This is a genomic window from Rhodococcus sp. OAS809 (assembly GCF_040546695.1).
Taxonomy (GTDB): Bacteria; Actinomycetota; Actinomycetes; order Mycobacteriales; family Mycobacteriaceae; genus Rhodococcus_F; species Rhodococcus_F qingshengii.
The window spans coordinates 5981782-6002177 of sequence record NZ_JBEPOI010000002.1 but is presented as its reverse complement, the minus strand read 5'-3'; the positions used below and the strand labels follow the sequence as shown (position 1 = coordinate 6002177).

20 protein-coding genes and 1 tRNA gene are annotated in these 20396 nt (G+C 61.6%); 7 read left to right on the top strand and 14 right to left on the bottom strand.

The features are described from left to right. Positions 1 to 71: 71 nt before the first annotated feature. From ABIE52_RS31225 to ABIE52_RS31210, 4 genes are all read right to left on the bottom strand, one after another. Positions 72 to 551 (bottom strand): VOC family protein, encoded by a 480-nt coding sequence (locus tag ABIE52_RS31225; protein WP_050656019.1) that lies wholly within the window; start codon positions 549 to 551, stop codon positions 72 to 74. Positions 552 to 636: 85 nt separating this feature from the next. Further along, positions 637 to 1623: an alpha/beta hydrolase gene (locus ABIE52_RS31220; RefSeq protein WP_354541571.1), complete on the bottom strand. Its 987-nt coding sequence runs from the start codon at positions 1621 to 1623 to the stop codon at positions 637 to 639. After that, positions 1620 to 2624: an alpha/beta hydrolase gene (locus tag ABIE52_RS31215; protein ID WP_075833921.1), complete on the bottom strand. Its 1005-nt coding sequence runs from the start codon at positions 2622 to 2624 to the stop codon at positions 1620 to 1622. The genes ABIE52_RS31220 and ABIE52_RS31215 overlap by 4 nt, the downstream gene beginning before the upstream one ends. Positions 2625 to 2956: 332 nt before the next feature. Then, on the bottom strand, positions 2957 to 3088 hold the full coding sequence (locus tag ABIE52_RS31210; protein WP_003945242.1) for a hypothetical protein: 132 nt from the start codon (positions 3086 to 3088) through the stop codon (positions 2957 to 2959). A 347-nt stretch (positions 3089 to 3435) separates the two neighbouring features. Here ABIE52_RS31210 and ABIE52_RS31205 point away from each other — a divergent pair, with 347 nt between their 5' ends. Together ABIE52_RS31205 and ABIE52_RS31200 are read left to right on the top strand one after the other, a co-directional pair. Further along, complete coding sequence (locus ABIE52_RS31205) at positions 3436 to 4482, top strand: winged helix DNA-binding domain-containing protein (RefSeq protein WP_354541570.1); 1047 nt, start codon at positions 3436 to 3438, stop codon at positions 4480 to 4482. A 114-nt stretch (positions 4483 to 4596) separates the two neighbouring features. Further along, a complete protein-coding gene (locus ABIE52_RS31200) occupies positions 4597 to 6294 on the top strand; it encodes a fumarate hydratase (protein WP_007726313.1) in 1698 nt (565 codons plus the stop codon). Positions 6295 to 6354: 60 nt separating this feature from the next. Here the strand turns inward: ABIE52_RS31200 and ABIE52_RS31195 are convergent, their stop codons facing one another. The 7 genes from ABIE52_RS31195 to ABIE52_RS31165 form a co-directional block, all read right to left on the bottom strand. Then, a complete protein-coding gene (locus tag ABIE52_RS31195) occupies positions 6355 to 6705 on the bottom strand; it encodes a hypothetical protein (RefSeq protein WP_192712331.1) in 351 nt (116 codons plus the stop codon). A 52-nt stretch (positions 6706 to 6757) separates the two neighbouring features. After that, a complete protein-coding gene (locus ABIE52_RS31190; RefSeq protein WP_192712330.1) occupies positions 6758 to 7321 on the bottom strand; it encodes a mismatch-specific DNA-glycosylase in 564 nt (187 codons plus the stop codon). Positions 7322 to 7341: 20 nt separating this feature from the next. Then, on the bottom strand, positions 7342 to 8670 hold the full coding sequence (locus ABIE52_RS31185) for a WS/DGAT domain-containing protein (protein ID WP_192712329.1): 1329 nt from the start codon (positions 8668 to 8670) through the stop codon (positions 7342 to 7344). Between the two features lie 32 nt (positions 8671 to 8702). Next, positions 8703 to 9179, bottom strand: a complete 477-nt coding sequence (locus ABIE52_RS31180; protein ID WP_003945238.1) for an SRPBCC family protein — start codon at positions 9177 to 9179, stop codon at positions 8703 to 8705. 75 nt (positions 9180 to 9254) lie between these two features. After that, positions 9255 to 9620, bottom strand: coding sequence for a VOC family protein (locus ABIE52_RS31175; RefSeq protein ID WP_054831824.1), 366 nt, complete (start codon positions 9618 to 9620; stop codon positions 9255 to 9257). Further along, positions 9617 to 10003 carry a phage holin family protein gene (locus ABIE52_RS31170; protein WP_192712328.1) on the bottom strand — a complete coding sequence of 129 codons (387 nt, stop codon included), beginning with the start codon at positions 10001 to 10003 and terminating at the stop codon, positions 9617 to 9619. The genes ABIE52_RS31175 and ABIE52_RS31170 overlap by 4 nt, the downstream gene beginning before the upstream one ends. Before the next feature lie 40 nt (positions 10004 to 10043). Next, positions 10044 to 11009, bottom strand: a complete 966-nt coding sequence (locus ABIE52_RS31165) for an L-lactate dehydrogenase (protein ID WP_037132004.1) — start codon at positions 11007 to 11009, stop codon at positions 10044 to 10046. 107 nt (positions 11010 to 11116) lie between these two features. On the opposite strand from ABIE52_RS31165, the gene ABIE52_RS31160 reads away from it, so the two are divergent. Further along, positions 11117 to 11959, top strand: a complete 843-nt coding sequence (locus tag ABIE52_RS31160; RefSeq protein WP_047270355.1) for a PE-PPE domain-containing protein — start codon at positions 11117 to 11119, stop codon at positions 11957 to 11959. Positions 11960 to 12054: 95 nt separating this feature from the next. Continuing rightward, positions 12055 to 13119, top strand: a complete 1065-nt coding sequence (locus ABIE52_RS31155; protein ID WP_397524108.1) for a glycerophosphodiester phosphodiesterase family protein — start codon at positions 12055 to 12057, stop codon at positions 13117 to 13119. Between the two features lie 296 nt (positions 13120 to 13415). On the opposite strand, the gene ABIE52_RS31150 is transcribed toward ABIE52_RS31155, so the two are convergent. Beyond that, positions 13416 to 13491 (bottom strand) — tRNA-His (locus tag ABIE52_RS31150). 188 nt (positions 13492 to 13679) lie between these two features. On the opposite strand from ABIE52_RS31150, the gene ABIE52_RS31145 reads away from it, so the two are divergent. Next, positions 13680 to 14642, top strand: a complete 963-nt coding sequence (locus ABIE52_RS31145; RefSeq protein WP_081558171.1) for a pseudouridine synthase — start codon at positions 13680 to 13682, stop codon at positions 14640 to 14642. Positions 14643 to 14660: 18 nt separating this feature from the next. Here the strand turns inward: ABIE52_RS31145 and ychF are convergent, their stop codons facing one another. Together ychF and ABIE52_RS31135 are read right to left on the bottom strand one after the other, a co-directional pair. Continuing rightward, on the bottom strand, positions 14661 to 15740 hold the full coding sequence (gene ychF / locus ABIE52_RS31140) for a redox-regulated ATPase YchF (protein WP_058037238.1): 1080 nt from the start codon (positions 15738 to 15740) through the stop codon (positions 14661 to 14663). 70 nt (positions 15741 to 15810) lie between these two features. Further along, positions 15811 to 16329: a CD225/dispanin family protein gene (locus ABIE52_RS31135; protein ID WP_397524156.1), complete on the bottom strand. Its 519-nt coding sequence runs from the start codon at positions 16327 to 16329 to the stop codon at positions 15811 to 15813. 92 nt (positions 16330 to 16421) lie between these two features. Here ABIE52_RS31135 and ABIE52_RS31130 point away from each other — a divergent pair, with 92 nt between their 5' ends. Continuing rightward, positions 16422 to 17999, top strand: a complete 1578-nt coding sequence (locus tag ABIE52_RS31130; protein ID WP_037132028.1) for an FMN-binding glutamate synthase family protein — start codon at positions 16422 to 16424, stop codon at positions 17997 to 17999. 112 nt (positions 18000 to 18111) lie between these two features. Continuing rightward, the gene (locus tag ABIE52_RS31125; RefSeq protein WP_007726338.1) at positions 18112 to 20394 is read left to right on the top strand and encodes a carbon starvation CstA family protein; all 2283 of its coding nucleotides are present in this window, start codon (positions 18112 to 18114) and stop codon (positions 20392 to 20394) included. Positions 20395 to 20396: the final 2 nt, after the last annotated feature.

Genomic DNA, 20396 nt, shown 5'->3' with positions numbered 1-20396 from the left:
CAACGCTCAGCGAGAATTAGGGAAGGCTAGCATCAGCTAACGAAGGCTGTCGCCCATCGGCCAGATCGTGTTCAGGACGCGTCTGCGGCCCGTTCGAGCTCCGCGATGTCGATCTTCTTCATCTTCATCATCGCGTCCGTGGCGCGTTGCGCCTTGGCCCGATCCGGATCCTTCATCAGTTCGAGAAGGCGATTCGGGACTACCTGCCAGGACAATCCGAACTTGTCCTTGGCCCATCCGCACGGGCCCTCTTCCCCATCCTCGGTCAGCCTGGACCAGTAGTGATCGACCTCAGCCTGATCGACGCACGGAATCTCGAAAGACACTGCTTCCGAGAACGTGAACATCGGCCCGCCGTTCAATCCGGTGAATCGCTGACCGCCGAGTTCGAAGCTGACGGTCATCACCGATCCCGCAGGCATTCCGGAAGGCGATCCCTCGACGTACCGTTCGATTCCCAGGATCTGCCCGGAACCGAACACCGAGATGTAGAAGTTCGCTGCTTCTTCTGCTTGGTTGTCGAACCACAAACAGGGAGTGATGGAAGGCATGTTCTGTCCTTGTCGACGAGGTTACGAATCAGGTGTACAGGGTTATAGACCCGGCCCGAAGCGGAAACTCATCGCAAGGAACTGCTCAAGCGGACAACGCAGAGTCGAGCATCGGCCAGGAGCGAACGAGTTCGTCGCGCCAGTACGGCCAACCGTGCGTCCCCACCGGTTGAGCGCTGCGGGTGACATCGACTCCGCGATCACGCAACACCTGAGTGATCTGGTCGGTGCACAGGTTCGATCCCAGTTCCATGACCCCGCCGACGACCAGTACGCGCCCCAGGGCAGGAGTATCGAGGGTTTCGTGCGGGCCTGGTAGTCCCGACCCCGAGGCGAGATACACCTTGGTTCCGCGGAGCTTGTCGGCATTGGCGAAGATGTCGTGCTCTTGCCAAGCCTCACTGCCGGCCGGACCCCACATCTGCTCCGAACGGGCATTTCCGTTGATCACAACAAGATCGGTCAACGCCTTGCCGAATCCCCCGACAGTTGTGTAGCAGCCGCTGTAGCCGGCGACCGCGTCGTACAACCCGGCTGAGCGCTGGGCCAGGATCAGCGCGGCTTCTGCGCCCATCGAAATCCCGCCGATTGCGTTGTGCCCGTTGGTCGCGAACCTCTCGTCGATCAGCGAGGGAAGCTCTTTTGTCAGGAACGTCTCCCACTTCAGACGACCGAATTTCGGGTGATCTTCCTGCCAATCGGTGTACATGGTGCCGGTCCCACCGATGGGGAGTACGACGTTCACATTCTTGTCGGCAAAGAACGGGACGATATCGCCGTTAGCCGGAGCCAGCCAGTTGTTCTCTTCGATCTGCCCGGAATTGCCGTCCAGGAGATACAGCGTCCCGCGCGGTTCCGAGCGGTCGGCAGGAAGCAGCACTTTCACCTGCATGGTGCGCCCCATGGCGGGACTCGCGACGTCGAGAAGAACCAAGCGCGAAGACAGTTCGGTGACACTCGTTATCTTCGGGGTCTCGTCGGCGAGCGCGGTCGAGGGCAACGCAAGTAGTGAAATCAAGGCGAGCGCGCCGACGAGAACGACGCTTCGAAGGCTTGCTCGATGGGGCCTCACACGCCGAGCGACGCGGCGATCATCGGCCACGAGTCGTGTAAGTCGTCTTCCCAGTATCCCCATGAATGCGTTCCTGCCGGCTTGAAGTTGTAGCGAATGTTGTTCATACCCAATGCGTTCGTCCGGTCCGCAAGCTGGGTGGTGCAGTAGTGAGTTGCCGCCTCGATTCCGCCACCGAGAACAAGCTGCAACGCCAAATCTGTGACGTCGTTGCCGATCCGCGGATCGGCAAGTGTGTCGTACGGACCCGGAATTCCGGTTGCGGTTGTGATGTACATCGGGATTCGAGGTAGCTTGTCCGCGTTGACAACCGGATCGTGAGCCGGCCAACCCGGACCATCGTACGGACCCCACATGTTTTCCGCGTCACCCCCACCGACGGCGACCACGAGTTTCACGAAGTCCTGCCCGATGCCCGGACTCGTCATCGCGCACCCGCTGAAGGACCCGACACTGTTGTACAGCGCGGGCGCCGCCATAGCCAGATCCAGTACCGACGTACCTGCCATCGACAGGCCTGCCAGTGCGTTCTCGCCGGTCGTCCCGAACGTCGAATCAATGACTGGCGGTAGTTCTTCCGTCAGGAACGTAGTCCACATGTTGACCCCGTTGTTGTTGCCGGATTTCGCGAGGCCGGGGTCCGGCCGCTCCCAATCGGTGTAATAGCTGAATGCTCCACTGAGAGGGGTGACCACGTTGACATGCTTGTCCGCGAAGAACTTCGGTGCGTCGGTCCGCACCGACCACGTCGCGTCGTCTTTTCCTCCGTCTACTCCGTTGAGTAGGTAGAGCGTCGGAGCAGGCGTCGAAGTATCAGCCGGCCGCAAGACCTGCAACGGAATGTCGCGCCCCATCGACGGTGAGTGCACCGAGATGTCGACCAGCCTGCTGTCCGCCGACTGAGCGTGACCTGGTGCGGTGAGGAGCTGGAACCCACACACTGCCGTGGCCAACGCCACGAAGACACGGAAAACCGTTCGTAACGCACGAGTCTCGATCATCCGGGTCACTCTCTTCCGCAGCGGAACCTTTCGAACGGTACCGCCTGAAACAGGCAAACCCGACGTGATCGGAAAAACTCGATCCGGTCGACACGGAAAGGCTCACGCACCGAGTGCGTGAGCCTTTCTCGTCAGACGACGCTTACTTGGGCGTAACCGTGCCGCCACTGAGCTCGGTCAGCGAATTGAAGAATGCGGTGCCGACGTTGTTGACAGCCGTGATGACGTTCCCCACGATTTCGAAGGATCCCATGAAAACTCCTACAGTTGTTTAGGTCTCGGTCACCCGAGCGGAATTTTGAGGTCGAACGGTCCGATTCCGGCGATCGGGATCAGAGGAGCGGCTTGAGGCTGCCCGTGTTCGTCTGAACCGAACCGATGAAGGTTTCGAACAACTGGTCGCCGGCACCAAGCGAGCCCATGCCCTTGAGTGCAAGTTCGACGATCGACATCAGTGAACCCATGTGAATCTCCTAGAGAAGTCAGAGGTCAGCTGCCAAAAGCACCCGACAGTGCTGTGACAGCTGCGTCACATCTGTAATGTATCCGTGACGTGGGTAACAGTAATCATACGAACGACCAGTTGGCAAAGGATTCCGACAATGGGGTCATTATTTCGACTAATAAGGTCTGCTACTGAAAAAATTCCGGCCAATCGGTCGAATTTGACCCATTCTGTCACCGCATTGATCAACCGCCCCAAATCCTGCGGTTACCCACCAGTAAACTGAAATCATGTCTAGCGCAACCTCACTCACGCAGGTAGCTAATTTCCGGTGGCACCGCCATCAACTCGACCGAGCGGTTGTCGGTGACGCCGATCACAGCGATTGCAGCATTCTCGATCTCGGGATTCAGAACACCGGACCTGACGGAGCCGCCTGGGCCCTGCGGATCCGCGGCGTCCGCGTCGACGCCACTGAGCTCGCTCTTGCCTGGACGTTGCGCGGAGCCCCCCCACTATTACCGGCGGGGCGACCTGCCTGCCGTCGCCGCCGCCACGTCGCCGTTCAGCGAAGCCGATGCAGCCAAGCGCATTTACGACGCGAATCGGCCCCTGAAGGCCGCCGGCATCCCGACGCTGACTGCCCTGCAAACAGTTGCTGCTGCGATGCGGGACATCGTCTCGAAACCAACCGTCAAGGGCGAGATGTCCGCGCAATTGACCACGCGGGTCACCGAGCCCTATCTGAGATTCTGCCGCCCGTGCAATGCCACTCATCTGTACGAGATGCCGTTCCGGCTCGCGGCACTCCAGGCAGGCCTCGAGCTACAGCCGGACACATCTCCCCCAGTGCTCGAACGCATTCCGGGTTGGCGCCGACGCCCATACAGCGCCACGGGCGCAGACGCCGATCCCCGCTTCGACGTGATCCGCGGGTATCTGCGCTTCTACGGCCCCGCCACTCCTGCTCACGTCGCGTCGTTTCTCGATGCCCCGGTCAAGGACGTCAAAGCCCACTGGCCCGTCGATGCCGAGGAGATCGAGGTAAACGGCGAGAAGCGGTGGATTCTCGAACAGGACCGCGAAGACTTGTTCGGCTCCCCCACCGATTCGAGTACGCGCTTGCTCGGGCCTTTCGATCCGTATGTACAGCTCAAGGATCGGGAGACCCTGGTTCCCGATCCGACCGCCCAGAAGACGGTGTGGCCGACCCTCGGGCGACCGGGCACGGTGGTGGTCGGTGGCACGATCACCGGATTGTGGCGACCACGAGCATCCGGAAAGAAGCTGAAGGTCGCGATCACCCCGTGGGGAACGTGGTCACGATCGGCCCGCGCAGCAGTGGCCCAGCAGGCCGAAATACTTGCCGAATTTCGCGGCGTCGAGCTCTCCGAACTGGTCGAAGTATCTTGATCGAGCCAGTGGCATCCGGATAATTCCAGCTCACACCCGCCCCGATTCGGAGAAGGAAACCCCCAACGATAACCTGAATGCGACCTTCGCACGCACCCTTGTTCAGGAGAGATGATGGCCGACTTCCTCTATGAGGACCTGTTGCCGATCGGTGATGACACCACCGAGTACCGATTGCTCACCACCGAAGGGGTGTCGACAGTCGAGGGACCGGACGGCCGCACCTTCCTGCAGGTCGAGCCGGAAGCGATGCGCTTGCTGACCGAAACGGCGCTGCACGACATCTCTCATTACCTGCGCACGGATCACCTGACGCAACTCGCGAGCATCCTCGACGATCCCGAAGCGTCGAACAACGACAAGTTCGTCGCGCTCGATCTGCTCAAGAACGCCAATATCGCCGCTGCCGGCGTTCTGCCGATGTGCCAGGACACCGGAACCGCCATCGTCATGGGCAAGCGTGGACAGCACGTACTCACCCCCGGCGACGACGAGAAGTCCATTGCCCGCGGTGTCTACGACGCCTACACGCGTCTGAACCTGCGCTACTCGCAGAACGCCCCCATCACGATGTGGGACGAGAAGAACACCGGCAACAACTTGCCCGCGCAGATCGAGCTGTACGCCGATACTGCTGCCGGACACGAGAACTCGTACAAGTTCCTCTTCATGGCCAAGGGCGGCGGAAGCGCCAACAAGTCCTACCTGTACCAGGAAACCAAAGCGATCCTGAACCCCGACTCGATGATGCAGTTCCTCGAGGCGAAAATCCGCTCACTCGGCACCGCAGCCTGCCCGCCTTACCACCTTGCAATCGTCGTCGGCGGTACCTCGGCCGAGTTCGCGATGAAGACGGCGAAGTACGCGTCGGCGCACTATCTCGACGAATTGCCGACCGAAGGCGCCATCACGGGTCGCGGCTTCCGCGATCACGAGCTCGAGAAGAAGGTTTTCGAGCTGACGCAGAAGATCGGTATCGGAGCACAGTTCGGCGGCAAGTACTTCTGCCACGACGTCCGCGTCGTCCGACTCCCCCGCCACGGCGCTTCGTTGCCCGTCGCCATTGCGGTGTCCTGCTCGGCCGATCGACAGGCGAAGGCCAAGATCACCCCGGAGGGCGTGTTCCTGGAACAGCTCGAATTCAACCCGGGCCGTTTCCTGCCCGAGGTCACGGACGCTCAGCTCGACGAAGAGACGGATGGTATTTCGGGTACCGGCAAGGGCGCTGCGGTCAAGATCGATCTGACCAAGCCGATGTCGGAGATCCTCGCCGAGCTTTCCAAGCACCCGGTGAAGACTCGTCTCTCCTTGACCGGTCCGCTCGTCGTGGCACGCGACATCGCGCACGCCAAGATCAAAGAGCGTCTCGACGCAGGCGAAGAGATGCCGCAGTACCTCAAGGATCACCCGGTGTACTACGCCGGTCCCGCCAAGACACCCGACGGCATGGCGTCCGGTTCGTTCGGCCCGACCACGGCCGGCCGTATGGACTCGTACGTCGAGCAGTTCCAGGCCGCCGGTGGCTCGATGATCATGCTGGCCAAGGGAAACCGCTCCAAGCAGGTCACCGACGCCTGCAACTCGCACGGCGGTTTCTACCTCGGTTCGATCGGTGGACCCGCGGCTCGTCTGGCCCTCGACTGCATCAAGAAGGTCGACATCCTCGAGTACGCCGAACTGGGTATGGAAGCCGTCTGGAAGATCGATGTCGAGGACTTCCCCGCGTTCATCGTCGTCGACGACAAGGGCAACGACTTCTTCGCCCATACCGGTGAAGTGACCCTGACGATCGGTAAGCGTCCAGGCCTGTAGACACGTCAACAGGAAAGAGCCCCGGCGAGTTTCGATCGCCGCGGCTCTTTTGTGTCTTTGTCAGGTCCAGAGCGCAGCCACGAATACGGTCACGATCGACAACCCGCCGACGACGTGCACCAGATTCGGATTGGGCTGATCCTTCTTCTGCTTCGCCCGGGTGATCTCGGCAAGCGCCACGATGACCAGCGAAAGCACCAGCTTCACAGCAATTTTCGCGTGAATGTAGTTCTTGTCCAGGGCGCCTTCGCCCAACCCGACGATGATCAGGCCGGACACGAACTGCATCCTGGCACCCCACACCATTACCTCGGTGATCGAAGGAGCCTTGAGGACGGTGAAGTAGCTGCCGACCAGGGCAGCCATACCGAGTAGGTGAATCACTACAAAGATGTTGTATAGAACAGACATACAAGCACCTTAACTTGTACCTTGTTCTGGCCGAACGGAACTGCGACTTCTCTCAGAGAATTCCGGCTTCGGATGCGGCGGAACGATACTTCGCTGCCAATGTGTCCACCGTCTCGTGTGCGTTGAGGCCGCTGGGATTGGGCACGATCCAGAGTTTTGCGCCCTCGAAATCACGGTCCTGACGCCCAGCCTTCGTCTTCTTGTCACCGAAAGCTGTTCGATAGGCGGTGATTCCGGCGAAGGCAACGACTACTGGATTGGTTGCGCGCACGATGTTTCGGACCCGAACTCCGCCAGTTGCGAGTTCCTCCGACGTCAATTCATCGGCGCGCGCAGTTGCCCGCACCGCCAAATTGGTGATGCCCACTCCCCGATCGATCAGATGCTGTGTGTCAGCGTCCGACATACCCGCGGAAGGATCGATCGCATGCTCGATTATGCCTGCCCGCAGCAGTGCCGGATAGAACCGATTGCCCGGCCTGGCGAAATGCGCGCCTGTTGCGGCAGTCCACAGTCCCGGGTTGATACCGACGAACAACAGCCGGCAATCCGGCCCGATCAGATCCTCGATCTCGGCGTCTCGGAACGATTCCAGTTCGGCGCGCGTGAATCCCATGCAGCCAGTACATCAGGCCGTCACGACAGCGCTTCGCGCACCTCGTCGATCGCGTCGTGCATCATCTGCTCGTACACGTCGATGTCCGGGATCGAGGCCGGACTGCTGGTGATGCTGATCGTCACAGTGTCCCCGATCCCGTGTACGCCGTGGGTCAACGACATGACCGGTGACAAACTCGGGAAGCCAGCTGTGAACCGAACGACGCCGCCTCCGAGCACCAGATCCGCGTCACCGCGCGCGACACTCGACACCACGGTGTTTCCAGTGACCTCGTCGGGCACTGCCGTGAAATCGTATTGCTGCACGCCCCAACGGACCAGCGGGCCGGGAACCGCGTTCAGCGCGAGATCCGAAGCTGCGCTGGACGGGTGGGATGCCCGTGCGCGACGCTCGTCCATCGACTCCTTTATCCGTTGGGCTCGCTCACGAAGATCATCGACGTCCGGGAACAGTCCGACACCTGCATTGCGGAAGTGATTGCGCGCCGTGGGTGTACCTGCCTTGGCGATGGTCACCTCAGCTCCCAATTCGGGCGGTACCGAGCCGTCTCGCTCGGTGAGGTAGTTCGCCATCGCTACCGAGATGGCTGTCATCGCTCCGACTGTGACGGATACGCCGTCGCCACGGAAATCTGCGCTGTCCCGCACGACCATGCGCACCAGTCGGTGCGGTCCGGGAGGGATGTTCGAGCGCACCTTGGGACGGCTCGCCGCCTGCGGCGCAACAACTCCCGATTCGGTGTCCGCCTGGAGCTGTAACTGTGCTCGGTGCCCCGCCCGGCCGTCGCGGAACAGCGAAACGAGTTGCCCCGGAAGGCGCAGGATGGCGCGGCCCAGAATCTCGGCTGTTCCGCTACGCCGCACGTCCGTCTTCTGCTTTGCGGGCGGTTGCGGCGAGAACAGCTGGCGAGCAATCGCCGACGCGCGTTTGCCGTCCGCCAGAGAATGAGCGACCTGCAGAACTGCGATGAGCGCCGGGCCACTGCAGCGCGGGACGCCGGTGACGCCGTGAAACAGGTGCAGCGTCCACGGGGACTCGCGCGGGTCGACGTGGTTCTCGAGTAGTTTCTCGATTCCGTGAATGCACGAGAGCCACGAGTTTTCGGGCAGCTCATGCACTCTCGCCAAGGAGGCGTCGACCGGCATGGGCTCCCACACCGGATAGTCGAGGTGCCACGGTGATTCACGAATCCGAACATTGAGATCCGGAATGAGCGACGCTCTTTCCACCACCGAGCGTCGTAGCTCGTCCATGTGCTGGCTCTGCCCGTCGAAACAGTAGAGCAGCAGCTGATCGTTCGGGATCTTCTCCGAAATCCAGAAGGTTTGGGCATCGGTGGGCGTCATCCGTAACACCGGGAGACGGTACCACCGGCTTGTCAGCTCTTTTCTGCAGCAGCTTTCAGCTGGGACAGGCCCTTCTCGAAATCCTTTCCGACAAGCTTGTCCATGCTGAAGATGAAACCGAAGATCTTGAAGAACAGATTCTTCTTTCCGGTCATCTTCCACGTCACCTGAACTTCACCGGAATTCGGCGAGATGAGAAACGTGGTGACGTTCTGCGCCTTGAACGGCTTGAGGAAGGCCAGGTCCAAAACTACTCGTTCATTCGGGACGGATTCGGTGATCACCATCGAACCGGAGCCCGCCTTCTTGTTTCCCGCCCAGGCGTACGAAGCCCCGACGCCCGCGTCAGGACCCGCGTACGTACGCTGCATCGCCGGGTCGAGACCTTCCCACGGCGACCACTGAGTCCACTGATGGAAATCGTTGATCAACGCGAAGACGACCGGTGCTTCTGCCTTGACGATCGTCGTACGTTCTACCAGGAATTCGTCGGAATTCTGCGAAGCCATCGTCGATCTCCAATTCTCGGGCGTGACAAGTGTTCGGAATTATCCACGGTCGACGAGATCGGAGCGAGTCGACACTCAGTCCCGCAGGCACAGGCAGAAAAAGTGACCGACCGGGTCGCGGTACACGCGGAAAGTCTGATGTTCCGGAATGTCGGTCACCCGCTGCGCACCCAGGCTGATCACCCAAGCCTCGGCGGGGTCGAGAGAATCCACGAACAGATCCAGATGGATCCCGACACCGGAGGTCGGCCAGTCCACCGGAACGAAATCCGGAGCGAGCTGAAATGCGAGCCGCCCCCCGCCGGGCCCTTCGATCACGTGCCAATCATCCTCGTCGCGAACACTTTTCCACTCGAGGACCTGGACGTAGAAGTTGGCCAATGCGGCCGGATCCGGGCAGTCCAGGACTGCGTAGTCCATACCGATGTTCGGGCGCGTCACTGTGCCTTCTTCTCCTGAACTTTCTTACGCACGAACAACAACGGAAGAACCAACGTCGCAACGGCGGTTACCAGCCACACGACGACGGTTCCCAGAATCCACGTCGAGACACCGGAGATCGACAGATTGGAGAAGAGCGACGCCACCAACAGCGCGACAAATGTCGACACCAATCCGATTCCGCCGAGAAATGCCGGTGCATGGCGCTTTGCCACCGTGGCGATGAACGGCGCCAGGACCGACTGCGCAATCGCAAAGATCACGACCGCAACGATGAATCCGGATGTGGGCGCCGAGAAGCTCGAAAGAATCAACGACGCAACTAGAAGCCCGACAGCGGCAGAACCCAGGAAGATCGCGGCGCGAATCAGGAAGCTGATCATTTGTTGATCCTATATGTCGGATATCGAGGAGAACAGATATTCACAATCCCAGAGATTCCTGCACCTCTCGCAATGTCCGGGCAGAAGATCGGAGCCCCGAAGCCTCTCTTTCCGATAGCGGTACTTCGAGGACTCGGCCGGCACCAGCACGACCAACCATCGTGGGAAGGGACAGGCAAACGTGCTCGAGTCCGTGGACGCCGCTCTGCAAAGTCGACACCGGCAGAACCCGTTGTTCGTCCCGCAACACGACTTCCGCGATGAATGCGCTCGACAATCCGATGGCGAGGTTGGTCGCACCCTTACCCTCGATGATCTCGTAAGCACTCTCGACTACAGACTTCGCTACTTTCGCGCGTAGGTCGGGGCCGAGGACGCCACCCGACGGTCCCACGAACGAGGTTGCCGGCACTCCGCCGATGGTTGCGCTCGACCAGAGCGGAATCTCGGAATCCCCGTGCTCGCCCACGATGAAGGCATGAACGTTCTCCACCGCGACTCCGAGTTCGGTAGCCAGCAGGAATCGCAATCGGGCCGTGTCCAGCACGGTCCCAGATCCGAAAATTCGGCCGCGGTACGACGGTCCCGCAGCCTGGATAGCTGCGTAGGTCGCCACGTCGACCGGGTTGGTGACGAAGAGAAGGACCGCGTCCGGTGACACCGCCAACAGTTGTTCGGTCAGTGTCTGCGCGATCTTGACGTTCACCGCGGCAAGTTCGAGCCGCGACTGACCGGGATGCTGTTTGGCGCCCGCGGTGACGACGACCAAGTCGGATCCCGCGGTGACCGAGATGTCATCGCCTCCGTCGACAGTGCACGGCGGTGTGAACTGGGTGCCGTGGTTGAGATCGAGAACTTCGGCCCGGACCTTTGCGCTGTTGGTGTCGTAGAGGGCGAGCGCGTCGGCCGATCCGCGTATCAGGCACGCATACGCAATTGCGGTGCCGACGCTTCCCGCACCGACAACGGACACTTTTCGCCTGGATGAACGATTCGGCGTCGTCATGGGTAAATGGTGCTCGCTCGATAACGATTTCGCAGTACAACGGATTGCCAGTCTCTTCTCAGGGTTTGGATGCAGACCTCTCAGAATCGACGTGGATCATCGCTGACATGGCTGAGGTAACCGTTCTTGCAGTTGGCGGCACCGGCGAATCCCACGTCGGCGACCACGGCGCCCGTGTGCGCGGACTCCTCAGTGCCGTCACCGACGAACTCGACAGTCGATTCGATTCTCGCTGGGTCGCTTATCCCGCGTCGTACGGTCCGGTCGCCGACGGTGGCCTGAGCTTTCGGCACAGCACCGCGATGGGTGTGAAGGCCCTCACCGCCGAAATCGCACAGACAGACGGCCCGGTCATGCTGATCGGTTACTCACAGGGATGCACCGTGATCCGCTCGGCTCTTCCGACGCTGAACCGCGCCAACATCATCGGAGTCGGACTGATCTCCGATCCTCAACAACCGGCAGGCGTGATCGAAGGTTGTGAGGGACACGGAGTTGCCGGCGACGGACCCGATATCCAGCCGTGGATTCCGGTCAAGTGGATCGGGCACCCGCAGGACATGATCTGTAATGCCAGCGACGACAGCTACATTCGCGACATCGCAGACTTGACGCGCTGGATGTCCTTCTCGCAGGCACGCGTGTGGGCAGGAAAGGTTTGGGAACTACTTCGTAGCAATGCTTTCCAGAATGCGCAGAAGACTCGTTTCAGTCCCAAACAGTGGCGTACCGATCTACGACGTATTCGCACCGCGTTCCTCGAAGTACTTGGTTACCTGCCGACGAAGTTGAACCTGAACCGATTTCAGCTCAAGAACCCTCGCGGCGGTAGACACATCAGCTACGCGATCGAACCTCTCGACGAGAGCGGACTGACCGGGTGTGAGCTTCTGGCGTCGTGGATGAAGGTCCACGCGAGCGGCGTCGGGCAGCGCATTCACGCGGCCTGACCTTTCCCGTTAGTTTACCTAACGAACCCCGGCGAGCCATTCGACGCCTCTACGTTCCTTTCATGCAACTGAGCAGAATATTGTCGTGTGCCGCCGTGACCGTCGCACTCCACCTCACCGCCCTGGCGACCCCGGCCGACGCATCGCCAACCGGCAGTCTCGACTGGTCCGGTTCGTTCGGTAGTTCAGCACCCCAGCCGGTTTCGACGTTCGACGTCCAAGCCCACCGCGGCGGGCTCGGCCTGTACACGGAGAGCAGCCTGGCCGCGTTCTCCAATGCCCTCGAAATGGGCGTCAGCACACTGGAACTCGATACCCAGATCACCGAGGACGGGATCGCTGTCGTCACGCACGATCGTAAGATCTCGAACAAGAAATGCCTCGACACCGAGCCCGCAACTGCGGGTGACCCGGAGTTCCCGTACGTCGGCAAATTCGTCAACACGCTGAGCCTGCAGCAGATCAAGACCATGGACTGCGGCACTCTCCCCCTTGCCGGATACCCTGAACAGCAGAATGTTCCGGGAGCGAAAATGCAGACGCTCGAAGAAGTGCTTGCCCTGGTGAAGTCGTACAACGCACCCGGAATCAAGCTCAATATCGAGACCAAGGTGGAAGCGGGAGCGCCTCACGAGACCGCCCCGCGTGAGCAGTTCGTCTCTGTTGTCCTCGACACGATCCGGGCAGCCGGATTGTTGGACAGCGTCACCATTCAGAGCTTCGACTGGGGCTCACTCATGCTCACCCGTCAACTCGCGCCCAGTGTGCCTGTCGTCGCGCTCACCAATGGCGACTTTCTCCAGGTAGGCAAGGACGGAGCATCACCGTGGCTCGGCGGTCTGGACATCGATGATTTCGGTGGCGACGGCATCGCGGCGGTAGCAACCTTTGGTGCCTCCGCCTACTCCCCCGTCCAAGGAACTCCGCAGGGCGGAAAGGTCGGGGATCCCGGTTTCACCCTCTATCCGACAGCCGACATGATCGCGAGCGCACATGCGCGTGGCATGAAGGTCATCCCGTGGACCGTCGATGATCCCGCCACCATGCACGCCCTGATCGACCTCGGTGTCGACGGGATCATCACCGACTACCCCGATCGTCTCCGAGCCGTTCTGGCCGAGCGAGGCATGCCACTACCTGCACCTGCGGTCAAGAAGTAGCCTCCACCGCGCACCGAAGCAGGTACCTGAACAGGTACTACGGCCGATGTCCCCGGGGTCCCGTCGGCCGCATCCTGGACAGGTACTTGCTCGGGTGATCGGAGGTGAATTCTGATGATGTCTTTGAAGGATCAGTTGGACAACTGCGAATACCTACTTGCCGACGCGGAAATGGCCGGCGACTGGAATGCTGTCCGGCGATTCAGGGAATACCGGCTCAGGCTCGTTCGACAACTGTGCAGGCAAAGGGCTGCCGGCCTCTGCGCCTAGAGGCCCGACCTCAACCGTATCTGAGCTGGTCCCTCTGGGCGGTTACGATCCGCCGTCGCCCGAGTCACAGTCGGGTGCTCTCACCAATTGAGCTACAGAAGGTATGGCCCGCAGTGCTTTTCGACTGCGATCTTTCTCTGCCGAACCATACGGGCCCGCATCTCGTCCGCGCTACTGATTTTCGAGTAGACGATCTACACCGACCACCGCTGTGAGTTCGGTTTCCGCGTCCCCGCGGGGACGTCCCCGTCGAGGCCACACCGAATCACCGCTGACCAGCAGTCGATGGAATGATGACCTGCGTGTCCATGTCTCCACCGCTGCCCGTCAAGAACGGGGTTGGCCCGACGCGCCTACGCATCCCGCTCTCGGGGCCGTGGGCGACGATCGCCGAGTACGTCGTGGCCAAGTTCGACCATCTGGACGCCGAGAACCTGTATCGGCGGTTCGACGACGGCGAGTTCGTGGGTATCGACGGCCAGTCGCTCTGCCGGAGCACAGAACTCAGTGCGCACCGGTTCGTCTGGTACTACCGCGAGTTGCCGGCGGAGGACCCGGTGCCGTTCCACGAAGAGATCCTGCACATCGACGACGATCTCGTCGTCATCGACAAGCCACATTTTCTCCCGACCACCCCCAGCGGGCGCTACCTGCGCGAGTCGGCACTAGTCCGACTGCGCGTCCGCCTCGACAACCCAGATCTGACTCCGATCCATCGACTCGACCGCGGCACCGCAGGCGTGGTGATGTTCTCGGCCCGCCCCGCGACGCGCGGCGCGTATCAGTCACTGTTCGAGAAGCGTCAGGTCACGAAGGTCTACGAGGCGGTGTCGGCGCGACCCACCCGGCGGGGCCAGGATTCACCAGCGCTCGACGTCCCTCTCGTTTACCGCAACCACATCGAAGCTCGACGCGGCGAGTTGCGAGTCGTCGTCGACGACAGCCGTGAACCCAACTCCGAGACCATGATCGAGGCACGAGGGACGGGCGTGAGCGCCTCCGGACGTGCTGTGCTGCACACGGTTCTACGTCCGCGCTCCGGACGGATGCACCAGTTGCGGGTGCATCTGGCAGCTCTCGGCGCCGGGATCCTGGGCGACCGGCGATACCCCGACCTGCTTCCCGACGCCCCGGACGATCATTCTCTCCCACTCCAATTGCTCGCGAGGGAACTCGAATTCACCGACCCGCTGTCGGGGAAAGCGCGGCGGTTCGTCACCCGTCGGACGCTCAGCGAGATGCCCGTGGGGTGACGACCAGAAGCCGCGGATTTAGACGTTGAAGCGGAACTCCACCACATCGCCGTCGGCCATGACGTATTCCTTGCCCTCCATGCGGACCTTGCCGGCAGCCTTGGCCGCGGCCATGGAACCGGCCTCGACGAGGTCGTCGAAGGACACGATTTCAGCCTTGATGAAGCCGCGCTCGAAGTCGGTGTGAATGACGCCGGCAGCCTGGGGCGCGGTGTCACCCTTGTGGATGGTCCAGGCGCGAGCTTCCTTCGGACCAGCCGTCAGGTAGGTCTGCAGTCCGAGGGTGTGGAAGCCGGTGCGCGCGAGAGCGTGCAGGCCGGGCTCGGTCTGACCGATCGAGTCGAGCATTTCCTGGCGATCTTCCTCGTCCAGCTCGAGCAGTTCCTGCTCGACCTTCGCGTCGAGGAACACGGCGTCGGCCGGAGCGACGGAAGCGCGCAGGTCCGCGATCTTCGCCTCGTCGGTGAGCACCGACTCGTCGGCGTTGAAGACGTAGAGGAAGGGCTTGGTGGTGAGCAGGCTCAGTTCACGCAGCAGCGAGAAGTCGAGCTTGTCCTTGACGCTGAAGAGCGTCGTGCCCTCATTGAGGAATGCCTGAGCCTTGAGCGCCTCGTCGTGGGCCGGCTTGAGCTCCTTGTTCTTGCGAGCTTCCTTGTCCAGACGCGGGAGAGCCTTCTCGAGGGTCTGCATGTCGGCGATCACGAGCTCGGTCTCGATGACCTCGATGTCCGAGGCCGGGTCGACCTTGCCGTCGACGTGGATGACGTCGTCGTCGGCGAAGACGCGCACTACCTGGCAGATGGCATCAGCTTCACGGATGTTGGCCAGGAACTTGTTACCCAGGCCGGCGCCCTCGGACGCTCCCTTGACGATTCCGGCGATGTCGACGAACGACACGGTCGCGGGGAGGATGCGCTCGGAGCCGAAGATCTCGGCGAGCTTCTGCAGCCGCGGATCGGGCAGCTCGACCAGACCGACGTTGGGTTCGATGGTCGCGAACGGGTAGTTCGCTGCCAACACGTCGTTGTTGGTCAGTGCATTGAAAAGGGTGGACTTGCCGACGTTGGGCAGTCCGACGATTCCGAGGGTAAGGCTCACGGTCTGTGGATTCTACGGCCTCGCAGCGACGTGACGGGTACTCGCCCCACCGTCACGTCGCGGCAGGTGATCAGTTGTAGGTATACGAATCGACGGACGACACGATCGCAACCAGGAAGATGACGTAGAACGCGATGAACAGCACCCAGCAGATCACGGCTATCAGGAGCGAGATCTGACCGAGCTTCTTCACCCGCTCGGACGCGTACTGCGCGCCCTGGTGATCGCCCATCGCCCACTTCGGGTAGATGTCGTGGAGATGGTTGAACGCGGCGAACGCGATAGGCCAGAAGAAGATGATCGACGCGACGGCCCATCCCGCGTTGGACTTCGGCGGACCGTACTGAGGCGCCGCGTACGTGGGAGCAGCGCTGTACTGCTGGGCTGCGCTGTACTGCTGACCGGTCGGATACTGCTGTCCGGCTGAGTACTGCGGGTCGGTCGGGTACTGCTGGCCCGTCGGATACTCCTGGCCTGCTGAATATTGCTGACCGGCTGAATACTGCTGGCCTGCCGGATACTGCTGTTCCTTCGGATACTGCTGCTCCTTCGGATCCTGCGGGTCGGTCGGATATTGCGATTCGGTCATCATTCCCCCAAAGAGTCGGATTCGGTTCTCTATCGCAGAACCTAGTGGAGACTTACCGCTGCCGTGTCACAGTGAGCGCCTACGCTCTCGAGGTGACTCGGATGCTGATCGTGCTCTTGATATGGATAGTGGGTCTCGGCACCGCCGCGCTCGCAATTGTCGCCTCGCCCGGATGGTGGGTGATCGCTGTCGTCACACTCGCGCTGGCGGCGATGGGCACCTACGACCTCACTCAGAAGTCCCACAGCATCCTCCGTAACTATCCGGTCCTGGGGCACGCGCGATTCCTCCTCGAGAAGATTCGACCCGAGATCCAGCAGTACTTCGTCGAATCATCCACCGATGGAATGCCATTCGATCGCGAAACGCGAGATCTGGTTTACGAGCGGGCAAAGGGAACACTGGCGGAAGAGCCCTTCGGGACCGAGCGCGACGTCAATGCGATCGGCTACGAGTTCATGACGCATTCGATTCGCGCACGGACCGCCCCCGACACCGTTCCCCGAGTTCGCCTCGGCGGACGCGATTGCACGAAGCCGTACGACATCGCTCTCCTGAACGTCTCCGCGATGAGCTTCGGGTCGTTGTCCGCCAACGCAATCGAGGCCCTCAACGCCGGCGCAGCCAAAGGCGGCTTCGCTCACGACACGGGCGAAGGCGCGATCAGTCCGTATCACCGCAAACACGGCGGCGATCTGATCTGGGAAATCGCTTCGGGGTACTTCGGGTGCCGAACCGAGGACGGCCGATTCGATCCTGACCGTTTTGCCGAGCGCGCAGGCTCCGACCAGGTGAAGGCCATTTCGATCAAGCTCTCGCAAGGTGCGAAACCCGGGTTGGGTGGCGTGCTTCCCGGAGTCAAGGTCTCCCCCGAAATCGCCGAAACCCGCGGGGTACCCGTCGGCCAGACCGTGATTTCGCCACCCGCGCACACCGCGTTCAGCACCCCGGTCGAACTGGTCGATTTCATCGCGACCCTGCGAAAACTGTCGGGAGGCAAGCCGGTCGGGATGAAACTGTGTGTCGGCTCGCGTCGTGAATTCCTCGGAATCTGCAAGGCGATGATCGAACGCGGTATCACGCCCGACTTCATCATCGTGGACGGTTCCGAAGGCGGCACCGGCGCAGGTCCGGTGGAGTTCGAGGACCACATGGGCATGCCGTTGACCGAGGGCCTGATGCTGGTGCACAACGCTCTGGTGGGAACTGGTTTGCGCCCTCTCGTGAAAGTCGGCGCTTCCGGAAAGGTGGCGAGCGGTTCCGACATCGTCAAACGCATCATCCAGGGCGCAGACTTCACGATGGCGGCCCGCGCAATGATGTTCGCAGTGGGCTGTATTCAGGCCCAGATGTGCCACACCAACCGCTGCCCGGTCGGCGTTGCCACTCAGGATCCGGCACGCACCCGCGCACTCGACATCCCCGACAAGAGCGAGCGCGTCTACCGATTCCAGAAGGCAACCGTCGCCAGCGCGCAACAGATGATCGCGTCGATGGGCATCGATTCCTTCGACCAACTGCAACCGGGAATGCTCAACCGCCGCGTCGACGGTCTCACCACTCGCACCTATGCCGACCTGTTCGACTGGCTGATGCCGGGCGAACTGCTCGACTCCCCGCCGCAGAGCTGGCTCACCGATTGGATCGACGCCGACGCTCACCGATTCTGACGTCGGTCGACTCCCGCGTTTCAGATCGCGCGGATTCACCCTTCTGGTCCTACAGTGACAGATGGCCCGCTGTGACGGCGGCCACACGTGCACTAGTGGACGGAGTTCGACGATGAGCTTGACGACTGCGCCGGAACCAAATGTCGAGTACCTGAAAACCGATCCTGACCTGCCACCTGTCGGCGTCATCGACAAAACACCCATCTCCACGACTGCGCGCGTCGTCTTCCTTGTTCTCGGACTGGTCGGCGCGGGCGCCTGGTACATGATTGCGATCGTCCGCGGTGAACACATCAGCGCTGTGTGGTTCGTGTTGGCCGCAATCTGTACCTATCTGATCGCCTACCGCTTCTATGCGCGGTTGATCGAACGCAAGATCGTCAAGCCTCGCGACGACGTCGCAACTCCCGCCGAAATCATGGAGAACGGCGCCGACTACATGCCGACCGACCGTCGGGTGCTGTTCGGTCACCACTTCGCGGCAATCGCCGGTGCCGGCCCCCTGGTCGGACCCGTGTTGGCCGCGCAGATGGGATATCTTCCGGGAACGATCTGGATCATCGTCGGCGTCGTGTTCGCCGGGGCGGTGCAGGACTTCATGGTCCTGTGGATCTCGTCGAAGCGCCGCGGGCGCAGCCTCGGTCAGATGGCCCGCGAAGAACTCGGCCTTGTCGGCGGCGTCGCCGCACTGATCGGCGTGTTCGTCATCATGATCATCCTCATCGCGGTGCTCGGACTTGTGGTCGTCAATGCGCTCGCCGAGTCCCCGTGGGGAGTGTTCTCGATCGCGATGACCATCCCCATCGCGCTGTTCATGGGCGTGTACCTGCGGTATCTGCGGCCGGGCAAGGTTTCCGAGGTCTCCTTGATCGGCGTCGTCCTGCTTCTCCTTGCCATCGTCTCCGGCGGATGGGTTGCCGATACCGGTTGGGGCGCAGACTGGTTCACACTCTCGAAGGTCACCATCGCGTGGCTGATGATCGCGTACGGATTCGCCGCATCGGTGCTGCCGGTCTGGCTGCTCCTGGCACCGCGCGACTACTTGTCGACGTTCATGAAGGTCGGCACCATCGCGCTGCTGGCCATCGGAATTCTGGTCGCACGACCCGCGCTGAACATGCCGGCAGTGACGCCGTTCGCCTCCAACGGCGAAGGCCCGGCCTTTGCCGGTTCACTGTTCCCGTTCCTGTTCATCACCATTGCCTGTGGCGCGCTCTCGGGCTTCCACGCACTGATCGCGTCCGGTACGACGCCGAAGCTGCTCGAGAAGGAAAGCCAGACCAAGATGATCGGGTACGGCGGCATGCTGACCGAATCGTTTGTCGCGATCATGGCTCTGGTCACCGCCTGCATCCTCGATCAGCACCTGTACTTCGCACTCAACGCTCCCGCGGCACTGACCGGTGGAACACCGGAAACCGCAGCCGAATACGTCAACAATCTGCCCCTCGGCACTGCCCCCATCACACCGGACGTGCTGACTCAGGCAGCCGAGGCCGTCGGCGAAGAATCGATCATCTCGCGAACCGGCGGCGCCCCGACGCTCGCGTTCGGAATGTCCGAAGTGCTCAGCGACGTCTTCGGCGGCGACTCGCTGAAATCGTTCTGGTACCACTTCGCGATCATGTTCGAGGCGCTCTTCATCCTCACCACGATCGATGCCGGCACCCGCGTCGCTCGATTCATGCTCTCCGACTCGCTCGGCAACTTCGGCGGTCCGGCAAAGAAGTTCAAGGACCCGTCGTGGCGCATCGGCGCGTGGCTGTGCTCGCTGATCGTCGTCGCTGCCTGGGGCGCGATTCTGCTCATGGGTGTCACCGATCCGCTGGGCGGAATCAACACACTCTTCCCGCTCTTCGGCATCGCCAACCAGCTACTCGCCGCGATCGCGCTGACGGTGGTCATGACGATCGTCATGAAGAAGGGCCTGTTCAAATGGGCCTGGATTCCCGGCGTGCCGCTGGTGTGGGACCTGGTCGTAACCATGACCGCGTCGTACCAGAAGATCTTCTCCGACAACCCCGCGATCGGGTACTGGGCTCAGCACAACGTGTTCAAGGACGCGAAGGCTGCCGGCGAGACGGCGCACGGTTCCGCGAAGACTCCGGAGGCCATCGATGCCGTCATTCGCAACACCTTCATCCAGGGCACGTTGTCGATCATCTTCGCGTCACTGGTGATCGTCGTGGTCATCGCCGGGATCATCGTATGTGCCAAGGCAATCCGAGCGGGCGGGCTGCCGACCACAGAGTCCCCGGAAGAACCGTCGAAAATCTTCGGACCCGCCAGCTTCATTCCGACGCCCGCGGAGAAGGAAATCCAGAAAGAATGGGACGAGCTCATCAAAGCCGGGAAAGTCCGGGCGCCCGGCGCCGCACACGGAGGTGGGCACTGACC